Origin of the sequence: Amycolatopsis sp. lyj-84, from assembly GCF_046549075.1 — a bacterium.
Classification (GTDB): domain Bacteria; phylum Actinomycetota; class Actinomycetes; order Mycobacteriales; family Pseudonocardiaceae; genus Amycolatopsis.
In genome coordinates this window covers 1,020,782-1,035,040 of sequence record NZ_JAJPWO010000001.1, presented here as the reverse complement: position 1 = coordinate 1,035,040, position 14,259 = coordinate 1,020,782, and the positions used below count along the sequence as shown (strand labels likewise).

The following is a 14,259-nucleotide window of genomic DNA, read 5'->3' as shown; positions in this document are numbered from 1 at the left end:
ACACCGCGGAACGTTCACGTTAGCAGCGCACTGTGAACACTACGTCCCCCGTTCGGGGTGGTTGACCCCGGAAGAGTGACCGTTCCGGGGTGTGGAAACGCCCCGGAACGGTCCGTTCCACCGAGTGCCCATCTTGCTCTGTGTGAGCCTGCTGTTCACCGTTGTGACCACATTGGTTCGCCATGGTGACCAGGAGGCCCGTTGTGCCTGTGTTCTCGAGGAGGGTTTGCGCCGCGGGCGCCGCGAGTCTCGTGGCGTGGCTCGCGGTCCAGTCCCCGGCGAGCGCCCTGCCCCAGCCGCCTGCCCACCGGAACCCCATCGCCATGCAGGTGCAGCAGAAGTCCCAGTGGTGCTGGGTGGCTTCCGGCAACACCATCGCGGCACACCACGGTGTGACCGTCGCCCAGAACGAATTCTGCCGGATCGCTCACGACGAGCGCCGCCCGGAGTGCGCCGACCGCCCCGGAACGCTGGGCGACGTCCGGCGCGCCTTCGGCAAGCTGGGCTTCTCGGCCCCGGGGAACTACCTCAAGAGCCGCATCTCCTACGCCGACGTCCAGGCGCAGACCGGTGCGGACCGGCCGGTGCAGACCCGGGTCGGCTGGGCTTCGGGCGGCGGCCACATGCACGTGCTCTACGGCGCCGACGCCGGCCGGAAGTGGGTCTCGTGGGGGGATCCACTGCCCACCGGTAACCGCTACAACTGGTCGACCTACGACTTCTACGCCGGCAACAAGTCCTTCACCTGGACGCACACTCTCACCGGGATCCGGCGATGAGCGCGCGGCGGTTCCTCGGGCTCGCCGGGCTGGTCGCGGTCACCCTGCTGATCTCGGCGCCCGGAGCGCGCGCGGACCAACTGTCGAGTGAAGATCTCGCGGCAGCGAAGGCGGCGGCCGACGACCCCACTCTGCGTGCTGAAATCGGCCGCTTCTTCACACAGACGGGTGGTTCGAGCCGCACGCCGTCGGTCAGCGCTGTCCACGTCGCCGACAAAACCTTCCCGGTTTACGAGCTTTCGAGGGATTTTGTCGCCGGTGACGGCGCGGTCGCCGGACAGCTCGCTTACGTCGCCGTCCCGGTGACGGCGTCCGACGGGCAGACCGCGACAGTCTGGTCGGTCCGCGGCGACGACGGTGCCTGGCGCGTCGGCAACATCGCGTCGGGCGACCGGGAAAGCGCACTGGCCCGGCGGTTGCCCGAAGGCGCCACGCTGCTTCACGAACCCCAGGTCGACGCCTGGTACGCGCTGCGCGACGGCCGGGTGACGCTGCTCGACTCGGGCGCCAGCGGTTACGCGGCCGGTGCTTCGGCGACCCTCGCGGAGTACCAGAAGACGGTCTCCGGCCGGTACGGCGCGATGCTCGCGAACTCGCCGTACGCCCAAGAAGGCAAGGCCGGCGGCTACAACGCCCAAGTGATGCCCCGCGGCGACGGCGGCCCCGCGCCCGACGCGCAGGACACCGGCTTCGTCCCGCTGCTGATCTTCGGCGGCCTGCTCCTCATCGGTGTCGCCGGCTTCTTCCTGCACTCGAAGAGGCGCATCCCCTAGCGGACCGGTGGGCCGGACGTGTGCTGACCCCGTCTGGCCCGCCGGTCGACCACGGCGCCCTAGTCCATCCATGCCCCCGCCGCCGCCCTCAACCGAACCGCTTCGCGGTGCTGGTCATATTCTGTGCGTGTGGGACGACTCGTGGTGATCGAAGGTCTGGACGGCGCGGGCAAGCGCACGCTCGCCGACGCGCTGACCGGTGCGCTGAACGCGGCCGGCGCGAGCGTCACGTCCATCGCGTTTCCGCGCTACGGCGAAAGCGTGCACGCCGACCTGGTGAAGGAAGCGCTGCACCGCGGGCACGGCGACCTCGCCGACTCCGTCTACGGAATGGCGATGCTCTACGCGCTCGACCGGCGGGGCGCGGGCGACGAGATCCGCGACCGGCTCGGCGATCACGACGTCGTGCTGCTCGACAGGTACGTCGCGTCGAACGCCGCGTACGGCGCCGCCCGGCTCCACCAGGGCGCGGACGGCGAGTTCGTGCGATGGCTCCGTGAACTGGAGATCGACCGTTTCGGCCTTCCGGTGCCCGTCGCGCATCTGCTGCTGCGGGTCACCGCCGACGTCGCCGCCGACCGCGCGCAGCGCCGCGCGGAGAGCGACGCCGACCGCGCGCGGGATTCCTTCGAGACCGACGACGCGCTCCAGAAGCGATGCTCGGTGGTCTACGACGAACTCGCCGCGACGGGCTGGCTCGCGCCCTGGCACGTTCTCGACGGCGTCGCCGGTGTGGACACCCCCGCGCTGGCCACCGGCCTGCTCCGCGATTAGTCCTCTAGTCGCGAGAGCAGCCAGTCGTGGAACTCGCCGATGTGGTGTTCGGACGGCATCAGCACCCCGCCGCCGCGGTAGGCACGGGACGCCATCGCGGGCTGGCAGCGTTCGCACGCGTCGAAGTCCTGCTCGTTGACGCGGTGGAACAGCTCCACCGACCGTGACACGTCCCGGCCCGACGCCACGACCTCCGGCGAATAGAGCCAATCGCATTCGACGACCGTCCGGTCCGGCGCGAGCGGGTACATCCGGTGGAAGATCACGTGGTCCGGCACCAGGTTCACGAACACCTGCGGCCGGATGGTGATCGCGTAGTACCGCCTGTCCTGTTCGCTCGCGACACCGTCGAGCCGCCCGAAGCCCGAACCGCCGTCGATGGTGAACCCGTCGACGTCCTCGCCGAACTCCGCGCCGTGCCCGACGTAGTACTGCGCCGCGTACCCGCCGGCGAACTCCGGCAGCACCTCGGTCAGTTCGGGATGGATCGTCGCGCAGTGGTAGCACTCCATGAAGTTCTCGACGATCAGTTTCCAGTTCGCCTTGACGTCGTAGGTGATCCGCCGCCCGACCGAGAGCCCGTCGAGGCCGTACCGCTCGATCGCTTCCAGCTCGCCGAGCCTGTCCCGCACCGCGCCTTCGACGTCGGCCTCGAACGACGGCGGATCCGCGGCGAGGCAGACCCACGCGTAGCCCAGCCATTCCCGCAGGTGCACGGTGTGCAGCCCGTACTCGGCGCGGGAGATGTCCGGGAGGCTCGCCAGGTTCGGCGCCGCGATCAGCTTCCCGTCGAGTCCGTAGGTCCAGGCGTGGTACAGGCACTGGAACGCGCGTCTCACCGTGCCCTTCTCCTCGGTGCACAGCCGGGCGCCACGATGGCGGCAGACGTTGAGGAACGCGCGCAGCCCGCCGTCACGCGCCCGGGTGACGATCACGCTCTCCCGTCCGACCTGGACGGTCCGGAAGTCCCCGGGAGACGGCAGGTCCGCCGCCCGCACCGCGCAGAACCATCCGAGTTCGAAGATCTTTTCCTGCTCCGCCGCGAAGATCCCGGGATCGGTGTAGTACCGGCCGCCCAGGGTCGGGATCAGTGGTTCGGCGCGGGTCATCGGGCCACCCCGGTCAGCCGGGCGGGGTCGAACAGGGCGATCGGATGCGCGGTGGTGCCGTCCACCACCAGGTCGGCGAGCACCTCGCCGACCACCGGGACGAATTTGAAGCCGTGCCCGGAGAACCCGCAGGCGACCACGACGCGATCGCGGGTGGGATGGCGCGCGATGACGAAGTGCTCGTCGGGGGTGTTCGTGTACATACAGGTCGCCGCGCGCAGGAACCCGCCGGGCAGCGACGGCAGCTTCCGGCCGACGAACTCCGAGATCGTGTCGATCTCTTCGGCGTGCACCGTCCGGTCGATGGTCTCCGGCGTGCAGGTCTCGCCGCCGCGGAAGAACGCGACCTTCACGCTCCCGGTGTCGTCGTGCGAGGGGAAACCGTAGAACTGGCGACCGTTCTCGCCTTCCCAGACATAGATCGGATGCCGTTCCGCACGGAACGGCTCCGCCCCGCCCGACGGCGCGAACCAGTACTGGACCTGGCGTTCGACGGTGAACTCGACGCCGAGTTCGGTGAGCAGCCGCGGAGCCCAGGCACCGGGGCAGATCACCAGCTGGTCCGCCGTGTAGAAGTTCTGCGCCGTCCCGACCCGGACGCCGGTGGAGGTCTGGTGCCACGAAAGGACCTTCTCCTCGTGGTGCAGATCCGCCCCGGCCCGCGCGGCGAGCTGGAGATGTGCCGCCACACTGCCTTCCGGCACCACGAAACCGGCGTTCTCCTCGTACAGCGCGATCTCGTGGTCGGCCGGGCGCATCGTCGGGAACCGGCGCCGGATCTCGGGCGCGTCCAGGATCTCGTGCGGCAGCTCCCATTTCCGTGCGCTGGCCAGGCTTCCCGACACCGTCCGCGAGTCAGGCCCGCCGAGCATGATCCCGCCGCAGCGGGTGAAGATCTTCCGGCCGGAGTCGCGTTCGATCCCGTCCCACAGTTCGTGCGCCCGCAACAGCAGCGGGACGTACGCGGGATCCTCGAAGTACGCCTGCCGCGTGACCCGCGAGCCACCGTGGCTGGACCCGAGGTTGTGCACCGGCGCGAACTGGTCGATGCCCAGCACCCGCTGCCCCCGCCGGGCGAGCCGGTACGCGGCCGCGCTGCCCATCCCGCCGAGGCCGATGACGATGACGTCGTAAGGACTCATGCGGCGCTCCTGATCCGGCTCATCCCGGCGTCGAACAGCGGTTCACCGGCCACGACGGCGGGGATCCGCTCGCCGAAGTACTCGATCTCGAGCGGTCTGCCCGGTACGGACAGTCCGGCGGGAAGCCAGGCGTACGCGATGTTCTTGCCGACGGTGTAGCCGTACGCGGCGCTGGTGACGTACCCGGCCGGACGGCCGTCGGCGTACACCGGCTCCTTGCCGAGGACGACGGAATACGGGTCGTCGACGGTGAGACAGGTCAGTTTCCTGGTGGCCGTCTCCTCCGAGCGGCCCGCCAGCGCGTCCCGTCCGATGAAGTAGCCCTTGTCCATCCGGACGGCGAACCCGAGGCCCGCCTCGTACGGGTCGTGCTCGGCGGTGACGTCCGTGCCCCACAGGCGGTACCCCTTCTCCAGCCGCATGCTGGAGAACGCGTCGCGTCCGGCGGCGATGATCCCGTGCCGCCGCCCGGCGTCGGAGAGCGTGTCCCACAGTTCGCGGCCGAGATCGGCGCTGGTGTACAGCTCCCAGCCGAGTTCGCCCACATAGGACAGTCGCATCGCGGTCACCGGCACCAGGCCGACGTACGCCTGTTTCGTCTTGAAGTAGCCCATCGCCCGGTGTGAGAAGTCCGTTGTGGACAGTGGTTGCAGCACCGCCCTGGCGAGCGGCCCCCACAGGCCGATGCAACAGGTCCCCGGGGTGGTCTCGTGGATCTGCGCGGCGCCGTCGCCGGGCAGATGCCGTCGCAGCCAGTCGAGGTCGATGTTGCCGTTGACGCCCACCTGGAACCGCTCGGTGCCGAGTCTCGCCACCGTCAGGTCGCTGCGCACGCCGCCGTCCTCGCCGAGCAGCAGCGTGTAGGTGACCGAGCCGGGTTTCTTGTCGAGCTGGTTCGTGGTCATCGTCTGCAGGAACGGCAACGCGCCCGGGCCGGTGACCTCGACGCGTTTCAGCGGCGTCATGTCGAACATCGCGACCCGCCGCCGCGCGACCAGCGCTTCGGCGCCGCCGATCGGGGACCAGTACCGCGCGGCCCAGTCGTTGCGCGCCGGGATGCTCTCCACCTCGGGGAGGTCCGCGTTCGCCTCGTACCAGTGCGGCCGCTCCCAGCCGCCCGCTTCGAGGAAGAACGCGCCGAGTCCGGCTTGCCGCTCGTAGAACGGGCTCGTCCGCAGCGGCCGCGGTTCTTCCATGGGCTGTAAGGGATGGACGATGTCGTACACCTCGGCGAAGCTCTGGCAACTGCGCGCCATGACGTGGTCCGGGGCCAGCTGGACTCGCTCGAACCGGGCGAGGTCGCAACCGTGCAGATCCGCTTCGGCCTGCCCGTCGACCAGCCACTGCGCCATCGCCCGCGCGACACCGGCCGAATGCGTGATCCAGACGGCTTCGGCCACCCAGAATCCGTCGAGGTCCGGGTGCTCGCCCAGCAGCGGCATCCCGTCCGGGGTGAAGGAGAACAGGCCGTTGATGCCCTCTTCGACCTTGGTCTCGCTCAGCGACGGCAGCAGGCCGACGGCGGCGGCCCAGGACTCCTCGAAGTCCGCCGGGGTGAACGCGAGTTCGGACGGCATGCCGTCACCGGCACCGATCTCCTTGGCGGGCAACGGCATCGGCCGGTGCCCGTACGCGCCGATGCCGATCCGGTCGCCGTGTTCACGGAAGTAGAGGTCGGCGTCCTGATGCCGCAGGATCGGCCGGGTCGTGCCGGTGAGCCCCGGCAGAGGACTGGTGCGGGCGTACTGGTGAGCCATCGGGACCAGCGGGATCGTGAGGCCCACCAGTTCACCGACCACCGGGCCCCACATGCCGGCGCACGAGAGCACGATGTCCGCGCGGAAGCTCCCGGTCTCGGTGGTGACGCCGGTGACCCGCCCGCCCGCGCTTTCGACGCCGACGACCTTCTGGCGCGCGAGGAACTTCGCGCCACGCCCGATCGCGCGGCGGGCCTGCGCCTCGGCCGCGGGCAGTGGGGCGGCCAGCCCGTCGGAGGGGATGTGGAACCCGCCGAGCACCTTGGCCGGATCGAGCAGCGAATGCAGCGCGGCGCATTCGGCCGGGTCGATCAGCCTGCTCTCGATGCCCGACGCGGTCGCCCAGCCGTGCCGCCGCTTGAGATCGGCGAGCCGCTCCGGCGTCGTGGCCACCTCCAGCCCGCCGACCGGCCGGAAACACGGCTGCCCGTCGAGGTCGAGCGCGCCGTACTTGCCGACGGTGTACTGGGCGAATCCGGTCATCGTGCGGCAGGCGTTGGTCTGGAAGACCAGGCCGGGCGCGTGCGAACTGGACCCGCCGGTGGTGAACAGGTCGCCCTGTTCCAGCACGGTGAGGTCGGTCCAGCCGCGTTCGGTCAGTTCGTCGGCGATCGCGCAGCCGACGATGCCGGCGCCGATCACGACCACACGGGGTCTGAGGGCCATGGTGAGGGAACCTCCTGCCTGCCCGGTGAGTCTACAAAGGACACGCGGGCATCGGGGTGACAGGCGCTGTTGCGGATGAGGCACGTTGTTCCGTCTTCAGCAACAAAGTGCGGCACGTGCCGCCGCGCTGTCAAGAGCCCGAAGCGGTCGCCCTCTTCAACTCGCGCGTGCAATGAAAGTCCCCTTCATTGCAAAATTTGCAATGAAGGGGACTTTCATTGCACGGGTGAAGGGCGTGAAAGGGCCGGTCACCTCACTCGGCGAAGTACCCCAGCTGTGCCGAAAGATCCGCCGAAGCCTCCGCCAGTGGCCGCACGATCTGCCGCACCCGCTGCTTCGAGAGCCGGTACGACGGGCCGGAAGCGCTCATCGCCGCGACGACGTCGCCGCCGGGGCCGAGCACCGGCACCGCGACCGCGTGCATCCCCAGCTCCAGTTCCTCGAAACAGGCCGCGTACCCGTCCTCGGCGACCCGCTCCAGTTCCGCGGTCAGCTCGTCGGGATCGACCGTGGTCCGCGGCGTGAACCGTTCGAGTTTCCGCCGGAGCAAACGTTTGCGCTCGACGTCCCCCAGGTACGCGAGCAGCACCTTCCCGCTGGAGGTCGCGTGCAGGGGAGTGCGCTGACCGGTCCAGTTCTGCGTGCTGATCGCGGCCGACCCGCGGGCCTGGCTGACGTTGATCGCGACGCCGTCGTCGGCGATCGCGATGTTGACCGTCTCGCCGAGCGTCTCCGCCAGGCCCTGGCAGGTCTGCCTGCCCAGTTTCGCCAGGTCCATCCGGCCGGTGGCCGCGCCTGCCAGCCGGACGACGCCGAAGCCGATCGCGTATTTGCCGCGTTCGCCGAGCTGCTCGACGAGGCCGCGGTTCTCCAGGACGCTCAGCAGGCGGGAGGCGGTCGACTTGTGCACGCCGAGTTCGCCCGCGATCTCGGTGATCCCGGTTTCCCCGTTGCGCGCCAGCAGTTCCAGCACGCTGATCGCGCGATCGACGGACTGTACCTGACTGGGCGTTGCGTTCCCCGCGTCCTGGTTCCGCATGACGCAACAGTAGCCGTTTCGCCCCGATCCGCTCGGCTGAGTGGGCGAATCCCTTGACGCACCGGCCCCTCGGGGGTGATTGTTGCGCAGAGCACGTTCTGTCTCGTAATACGCAACATCAACAAACCGTCGGTCCTTTCCCCGGAGGCCCCGATGATCCGTGCCTGCTCCGTCTCCGAACTGCCCGAGGGCGAAGCTCTTCGCCTCGAAGGCCCCGTCCCCGTCTCGGTCTTCCACGCCGAGGGCGGCTATTACGCCCTGGACGACACCTGCACTCACCAGGACGCGTCGCTCGCCGACGGCTGGATCGAGGACTGTTTCGTCGAATGCCCGCTGCACGCCGCGCGGTTCGACCTGCGGACCGGCGTCCCGGATTGCCTGCCTGCCAAGAACGCCGTGCGCACGTACCCGGTCGTCGTCGCCGACGGGGTGATCTACGTGGACACCCGCGCTCAGCGGGACGTCGCTTGAGAACCGTCGCCGTCGTCGGGACCTCTCTGGCGGGACTCCGTTCGGCGCAGGAGTTGCGCGCGCAGGGTTTCGACGGACGGCTGGTGATGATCGGCGCCGAACCGCCGTACGACAGGCCACCACTGTCGAAGGACTTCTTGCTGGGCAAGGTTTCCGCCGACGACCTCGCGCTCGCCGGGCAAGACGATCTCGACGCGGAATGGCGTCTCGGTGTCCGTGCCGAGAAACTCGGTCGCGACGGAGTGACGCTCGAAGACGGCACCACGATCGTCGCGGACGGTTACGTCATCGCGACCGGCGCTGTCGCCAGAACCCTTGGTGCGGTCAGGTGTCTGAAAGGCGTTCACACGCTGCGGACGCTCGATGACGCCGTGTCGCTCAAACGGGAACTCGCGGCGGGGCCGGGTCCGGTGGTCGTCATCGGCGCGGGCTTCATCGGCGCGGAGGTCGCGTCCGCCTGCCGCCTGCTCGGGCACGACGTCACCGTGATCGAGGCGACGCCCGCTCCGCTCGCGTCGGTCGTCGGCCCGGAAATGGGCACGGTGTGCGCCGGATTGCACGCGGCGAGCGACGTCCGCCTGATCGCGGGCGTACCCGTCGCCGGATTCGCCGGGACCGATCGCGTCACCGGCGTGCGGCTCGCCGACGGCCGGGAGATCCCCGCCGATCTCGTCGTCGCCGGAGTGGGGGCGCGACCGGTCACCGAATGGCTCACCGGCTCCGGGCTCGCCGTCGACGACGGGGTGCTGGTCGATTCCGGCTGTGTCACAGCGAATCCCCGAGTGATCGCGGTGGGTGACGTCGCGCGGTACCACTGCCTGCTGCGCGGCGGGCGGGTCCGCGCCGAACACTGGACCGCCGCCTGCGAGCAGGCGGGCGTCGCGGTCGCGAACCTGCTCGCCGGCTCGACCGTCACGCATTTCGCACGACACGGTTACTTTTGGTCCGATCAGTACGGACGGCGGCTCCAATTCGCCGGAGTGGCCACGGAAGACGTGCGGATCGCCGAAGGAGACGTCGCTTCGAAGCGTTTTGTCGCGACCTATCACCGCGGCGACGCGCTGACCGGCGTCTTCGCGATCGACTCCCCGCGCCCGTTCACCAAGCTCCGGCGGGCCCTCTAGGGGCAGAAGACCCTACTCGGATGGAGCAATTTGCCCGATTCGATGATCTTTCTGGTGGTCACATCGCCGGGTCGCGCGCTCGCGCGGGGAAACTAGTGCGAACATAGGTTTATGAAGGCACGCGTTCTGGTCGTCGACGACGACCCTGCTCTCGCGGAGATGCTCACCATCGTGCTGCGTGGGGAGGGGTTCGACACAGCCGTCGTGGCCGACGGCTCACGGGCGCTGCCCGCGCTTCGTGAGCTGAAACCGGACTTGGTCCTCCTCGACCTCATGCTGCCCGGGATGAACGGCATCGACGTCTGCAAGGCGATCCGGGCCGAGTCCGGTGTGCCGATCGTCATGCTCACCGCCAAGAGCGACACCGTGGACATCGTCCTCGGGCTCGAGTCGGGCGCCGACGACTACGTGGTCAAGCCCTTCAAGCCGAAGGAGCTCGTGGCCCGCGTCCGCGCCCGGATGCGCCGCACCGAGGCCGAGCCCGCCGAGTCGCTGACGATCGGCGACCTCGCGATCGACGTCCCCGGCCACGAGGTGACGCGGGAGGGCAAGGCCATCCCGCTGACCCCGCTCGAGTTCGACCTCCTGGTCGCGCTGGCCAGGAAGCCCCGTCAGGTGTTCACCCGCGAGGTGCTCCTCGAGCAGGTGTGGGGTTATCGCCACGCCGCCGACACCCGCCTGGTGAACGTGCACGTCCAGCGTCTGCGCTCGAAGGTCGAGAAGGACCCGGAACACCCCGAGGTGGTGTTGACCGTTCGCGGCGTCGGGTACAAGGCCGGCCCGCCGTGACGACCCCATGAGCGGACGCTTGCCGAGGCTTGCCCAAACCACGATGCGCCACCTCCGGCGCATCGTGGTTTTCGTGCGCCGCAAGGTCGTCCTGTTCAACGACCTGTGGCGGCATTCGCTGCAGTTCCGGGTCACGGTGTCCACGCTGGCGCTGTCGTCGGCCGTGGTGTTCGTGCTGGGCATGGTGCTGCAGAACCAGATCACCGACAGGCTGCTCGAGACCAAGCAGAACGCGGCGATCGCGCAGACCAGGGCGGTCGTCGAGACCGCGGCCAGCGAGCTGGTCGGTGTCGGCACCGAGTCGCCCGAAGCGATGACGGCGCGGCTGAAGAACGCGCTGAAGAAGATCTCCAGCACGACGACGTCGCAGGACGGCGCCGGATCGGCCGCGGGCACCTTCGAACCGGTGCTGGTCGCGGGCGGCCGCGACCAGTCGAACACGCCGGCTTCCGCGGGTCCCTACGACCGGGTGCCCGTCCGGCTGCGCCAGTTCGTGGAGACCGAGCAGGTCAGCTACCTGATGCACACGGTCACCGAACCGGACGGCGGCAAGACGACGTATCTGATCGTCGGCGCCCCGGTGACCACGATGATCAACCCGCTCCAGCTCTACCTGCTGTACCCGCTCACCAGCGAGCAGAACACCGTCTCGACCGTGCAGAACACGCTGCTCGTCGGCGGTCTCGTCCTGCTGCTCCTGCTGGCCGGGATCACGAACCTGGTCACCAGGCAGGTGGTCCGGCCGGTCCGGCAGGCCGCCGCGGCGGCCGAAGGATTCGCGGGCGGTGACCTCGATCAACGGCTCGCCGTGCTCGGCGAGGACGATCTGGCCAAACTCGCCGTGTCCTACAACGAGATGGCCGCGAGCATCCAGCGGCAGATCCGCCAGCTGGAGGACTTCGGCGGGCTGCAGCGCCGGTTCACCTCCGACGTCTCGCACGAACTGCGCACCCCGCTGACCACCGTCCGGATGGCCGCCGACGTGCTGCACGCGTCGCGCGAGCAGTTCCCGGCCGGGCTCGCCCGCTCCACCGAACTGCTGGTCGACGAGCTCGACCGCTTCGAGGCACTGCTCGGCGACCTGCTGGAGATCAGCAGGCTCGACGCGGGTGTCGAGGAGCTCTCGGCCGAGCTGATCGACGTCCGGCCGATCGCGACCAGGGCCGTCGAACAGGTCAGGGTGATCGCGGGCAACGCGGGCAGTTCGGTCGAGCTGATCCTTCCGGACGAGGAGGCGGCCGCCGAGGTCGACGCGCGCCGCGTCGAGCGGATCCTGCGCAACCTGCTGGCCAACGCGGTCGATCACAGCGAAGGGAACCCGGTGGTGCTGACACTGGCGGTCAACGAGACCGCGGTCGCCATCACCGTGCGCGACCGCGGCGTCGGGCTCCGGCCCGGCGAAGCGGAACTGGTGTTCAACCGGTTCTGGCGGGCCGACCCGTCCCGCAACCGCCGCACCGGCGGCACCGGCCTCGGCCTGGCGATCAGCCAGGAAGACGCCCGGCTGCACGGCGGCGTGCTCGACGCGTGGGGCGAGACCGGTCACGGCGCCTGTTTCCGGCTCGTGCTGCCGCGCCAGCAGGACACGCCGATGGGGGAGAGTCCGCTGGTCCTGCCGCCGCCCGATCACAAACCGACCGATACGCACGGTTTGTCCTCCGGACTGCTCGAAGTCCGCCCGGCACCCGACGCGATCCTCGCCGAACCCGAGGAGGTCGGCCGATGAAGCGGCTGTTGACCCTGCTCGCGGTGTTCCTGCTGATCGCCGGCTGCGCGAACATCCCGCTCGAATCCCAGCCCGTCGTCGTTCCCGGGGACAAACCCGGACAGGCGCCGGTGGACGTCCCCGAGCCCGCGGCCGGGATCGACTCGCTGACCGTCACCCGCCAGTTCATCCGCAACTCCGCGACGCCGGGCACGGCGAACGCCGACGCGCGGGTCTACCTGGACGACGAAGCCCGGCGCAACTGGAAGCCGTCGCCGGGGCTGACGATCATCGACAACACCTTCGGCACCGTTTACGACACCTCGTCGCCGACGGGGGACCCGGACGAGCAGGTGGTGAACGTCCGCGGGTTCAAACTCGGCAACCTGAGCCCCGACAGCGCGTTCATCCCGCTCAAGACCGAGTACTCGCAGCAGTTCAAGCTGCGGAAGCAGCAGAACGGCCAGTGGCGGATCGTGGACCCGCCGCAGGAGCTCGCCGTCACCGACAAGGATTTCGCGACCAACTACTTCCGGGTGCCGATCAGCTTCTACTCGGCCGACTCCGGCACCTTCGTCCCCGATCTCCGGTACGTCGCGGCGAAACCGCAGGCCGGGCTGCCGGGCCGGGTGATGGACCTGGTGCTGCAAGGCCCGTCGGAAGGGCTGAAGGGCGCTGTCCAGGACCTGCTCGGTGACCAGGTCGCCACCGAGACCAACGTGCGCAGCACGGACGACGGGACACTGGACATCAACCTGACCGGGATCGGCGGGGCCAGCCTCGCGGACCGGAACCTGATCGCCGCGCAGATCGTCCTCTCCCTGCAGACGGTGACGCTGAGCCGGATCCGGCTGCTCGCCGACGGCAGCGCGCTGGTGCCGGGCAACGAATACTGGCGGGCCAGCGAACTGCTGCCCTACAACACGGAGATCGCCCCCAACTCGGAGCTGAAGGGGCTGATGACCGTGAACGGGCGGGTCCGGTCGCTCGGCGACGGGGCACCGGTCGGCGGGCCGGCGGGCAACGGCGGGTACAAGGTCGTCAGCGCCGCGCAATCCGTCGACGGGAAACGGCTCGCGGTGGTCGAAGAGCGCGACGGCAGGCAGTGGCTCCGGGTCGGTGAACTGGACCGGGATCTCGCTTCGGTGGATCTGTTCGGCGGCAGCCTGAGCCGTCCCACCTGGCGGCCGGTCGCGCGGGGCGGCGGGGCTTCCGGCGAGGTCTGGACGGTCGTCGACCACAACACCGTCGCCAGGGTCACCCTGGCCGCGGACGGCCGCTGGGTGAAGGCCGGCGTCGACGCGACCCAGCTCACCGGGCTCGGCCAGATCACCGAACTGCGCCTTTCGCGTGACGGATCCCGGCTGGCCGCCGTGGTCAACGGGCAGCTGGTGGTCGCCTCGATCGTGCGGACGGCGGACTCGGTGGCGCTGCGCTCGCCGCGGAAGCTGCAGGAACGCGACCTCAAGGACGTCGTCGACGTCGACTGGGCGACCCAGGACCACCTGATCGCCGCGACGTCGTCGAGCACGCTGCCGGTGGTCAAGGTGCCGCTGGACGGGCAGCGGATGGACGCCTTCAACAGCTCGAACCTGACCCCGCCGGTCCACGGCGTCACCGCGGCGCCGAGCAGGCAGAACCTGGTCGCGGACGCGGGCGGGCTGTGGGTCGCGTCCGAACTGGGCGAGGTCTGGCGGCCGCAGGCGCACACGGTGACCGACGCGGATCCGTTCTACCCGGGCTGAGCATCCTGGTCAGGCCTCGTGAGTGGTAAGGACGGTTCTAACCGTCCTTACCACTCACGAGACCCGCCACGGGCCGGCACCTTTGGTCGTACTCCGCGCGCCCTTGCCCTCTCCGGAGGGGGAGCAAGGGACCTTTAGTATCGCTAGCTTTCCTAGCGACGCTAATCGACCGATCCTGGTCTGAAGGTCCGTGAAGGCCTCCTTCCCTACGCTCAAGGTAGGGAAGGAGGCCTTCACGGATCTTCGGACCTTCTCTTCGACTGCCTACCCGCCCGAGAGTCCCAACCCCGCGGCCTTCTCCTCGATTGCCCTCATGACAGGTCCCCTTAGGACGGAAAGCGTCCAAAAGGGACCTCTCGCGACACATCGGCCCCCGGAACTGTCGG

12 protein-coding genes are annotated in these 14,259 nt (G+C 69.4%); 8 read left to right on the top strand and 4 right to left on the bottom strand.

Going from position 1 to position 14,259, the window contains the following annotated elements:
• The first annotated feature begins 209 nt into the window (after positions 1–209).
• The 3 genes from ACLJRM_RS05060 (at position 210) to ACLJRM_RS05050 (ending at position 2,326) form a co-directional block, all read left to right on the top strand.
• On the top strand, positions 210–779 hold the full coding sequence (locus tag ACLJRM_RS05060; RefSeq protein ID WP_101610447.1) for a papain-like cysteine protease family protein: 570 nt from the start codon (positions 210–212) through the stop codon (positions 777–779).
• Positions 776–1,552, top strand: a complete 777-nt coding sequence (locus ACLJRM_RS05055) for a hypothetical protein (RefSeq protein WP_410662411.1) — start codon at positions 776–778, stop codon at positions 1,550–1,552. The genes ACLJRM_RS05060 and ACLJRM_RS05055 overlap by 4 nt, the downstream gene beginning before the upstream one ends.
• A 141-nt stretch (positions 1,553–1,693) precedes the next feature.
• Complete coding sequence (locus ACLJRM_RS05050) at positions 1,694–2,326, top strand: dTMP kinase (RefSeq protein ID WP_174720560.1); 633 nt, start codon at positions 1,694–1,696, stop codon at positions 2,324–2,326.
• Here the strand turns inward: ACLJRM_RS05050 and ACLJRM_RS05045 are convergent.
• The 4 genes from ACLJRM_RS05045 to ACLJRM_RS05030 all read right to left on the bottom strand — a co-directional run bounded on the left by ACLJRM_RS05045 (position 2,323) and on the right by ACLJRM_RS05030 (position 8,039).
• Positions 2,323–3,435 (bottom strand): aromatic ring-hydroxylating oxygenase subunit alpha, encoded by a 1,113-nt coding sequence (locus ACLJRM_RS05045; protein ID WP_410662410.1) that lies wholly within the window; start codon positions 3,433–3,435, stop codon positions 2,323–2,325. The genes ACLJRM_RS05050 and ACLJRM_RS05045 overlap by 4 nt on opposite strands.
• Positions 3,432–4,577 carry an N-methyl-L-tryptophan oxidase gene (gene solA / locus ACLJRM_RS05040; protein ID WP_101610443.1) on the bottom strand — a complete coding sequence of 382 codons (1,146 nt, stop codon included), beginning with the start codon at positions 4,575–4,577 and terminating at the stop codon, positions 3,432–3,434. Before solA ends, ACLJRM_RS05045 begins: the two co-directional genes overlap by 4 nt.
• A complete protein-coding gene (locus ACLJRM_RS05035; RefSeq protein ID WP_410662409.1) occupies positions 4,574–7,000 on the bottom strand; it encodes a GcvT family protein in 2,427 nt (808 codons plus the stop codon). The genes solA and ACLJRM_RS05035 overlap by 4 nt, the downstream gene beginning before the upstream one ends.
• 253 nt (positions 7,001–7,253) lie before the next feature.
• A complete protein-coding gene (locus tag ACLJRM_RS05030) occupies positions 7,254–8,039 on the bottom strand; it encodes an IclR family transcriptional regulator (RefSeq protein WP_410662408.1) in 786 nt (261 codons plus the stop codon).
• A gap of 153 nt (positions 8,040–8,192) precedes the next feature.
• On the opposite strand from ACLJRM_RS05030, the gene ACLJRM_RS05025 reads away from it, so the two are divergent.
• From ACLJRM_RS05025 to ACLJRM_RS05005, 5 genes are all read left to right on the top strand, one after another.
• A complete protein-coding gene (locus tag ACLJRM_RS05025) occupies positions 8,193–8,510 on the top strand; it encodes a bifunctional 3-phenylpropionate/cinnamic acid dioxygenase ferredoxin subunit (protein ID WP_101610440.1) in 318 nt (105 codons plus the stop codon).
• Entirely contained in the window at positions 8,507–9,634 is a 1,128-nt protein-coding gene (locus tag ACLJRM_RS05020; RefSeq protein ID WP_410662407.1) for an NAD(P)/FAD-dependent oxidoreductase, read from the top strand. Before ACLJRM_RS05025 ends, ACLJRM_RS05020 begins: the two co-directional genes overlap by 4 nt.
• Positions 9,635–9,745: 111 nt before the next feature.
• On the top strand, positions 9,746–10,423 hold the full coding sequence (mtrA, locus tag ACLJRM_RS05015) for an MtrAB system response regulator MtrA (RefSeq protein ID WP_005150760.1): 678 nt from the start codon (positions 9,746–9,748) through the stop codon (positions 10,421–10,423).
• Positions 10,424–10,466: 43 nt separating this feature from the next.
• Positions 10,467–12,149 carry an MtrAB system histidine kinase MtrB gene (gene mtrB, locus ACLJRM_RS05010; RefSeq protein ID WP_410662406.1) on the top strand — a complete coding sequence of 561 codons (1,683 nt, stop codon included), beginning with the start codon at positions 10,467–10,469 and terminating at the stop codon, positions 12,147–12,149.
• Positions 12,146–13,873 carry an LpqB family beta-propeller domain-containing protein gene (locus ACLJRM_RS05005; protein WP_410662405.1) on the top strand — a complete coding sequence of 576 codons (1,728 nt, stop codon included), beginning with the start codon at positions 12,146–12,148 and terminating at the stop codon, positions 13,871–13,873. The genes mtrB and ACLJRM_RS05005 overlap by 4 nt, the downstream gene beginning before the upstream one ends.
• Positions 13,874–14,259 lie beyond the last annotated feature (386 nt).

Bases quoted from the DNA above. Each gene is read 5' to 3' on its own strand.
- mtrA (WP_005150760.1), top strand. From the start codon at position 9,746: ATGAAGGCACGCGTTCTGGTCGTCGACGACGACCCTGCTCTCGCGGAG.
- ACLJRM_RS05030 (WP_410662408.1), bottom strand. From the start codon at position 8,039: ATGCGGAACCAGGACGCGGGGAACGCAACGCCCAGTCAGGTACAGTCC.
- ACLJRM_RS05005 (WP_410662405.1), top strand. From the start codon at position 12,146: ATGAAGCGGCTGTTGACCCTGCTCGCGGTGTTCCTGCTGATCGCCGGC.
- mtrB (WP_410662406.1), top strand. From the start codon at position 10,467: ATGCGCCACCTCCGGCGCATCGTGGTTTTCGTGCGCCGCAAGGTCGTC.
- ACLJRM_RS05035 (WP_410662409.1), bottom strand. From the start codon at position 7,000: ATGGCCCTCAGACCCCGTGTGGTCGTGATCGGCGCCGGCATCGTCGGC.
- ACLJRM_RS05025 (WP_101610440.1), top strand. From the start codon at position 8,193: ATGATCCGTGCCTGCTCCGTCTCCGAACTGCCCGAGGGCGAAGCTCTT.
- solA (WP_101610443.1), bottom strand. From the start codon at position 4,577: ATGAGTCCTTACGACGTCATCGTCATCGGCCTCGGCGGGATGGGCAGC.
- ACLJRM_RS05055 (WP_410662411.1), top strand. From the start codon at position 776: ATGAGCGCGCGGCGGTTCCTCGGGCTCGCCGGGCTGGTCGCGGTCACC.
- ACLJRM_RS05045 (WP_410662410.1), bottom strand. From the start codon at position 3,435: ATGACCCGCGCCGAACCACTGATCCCGACCCTGGGCGGCCGGTACTAC.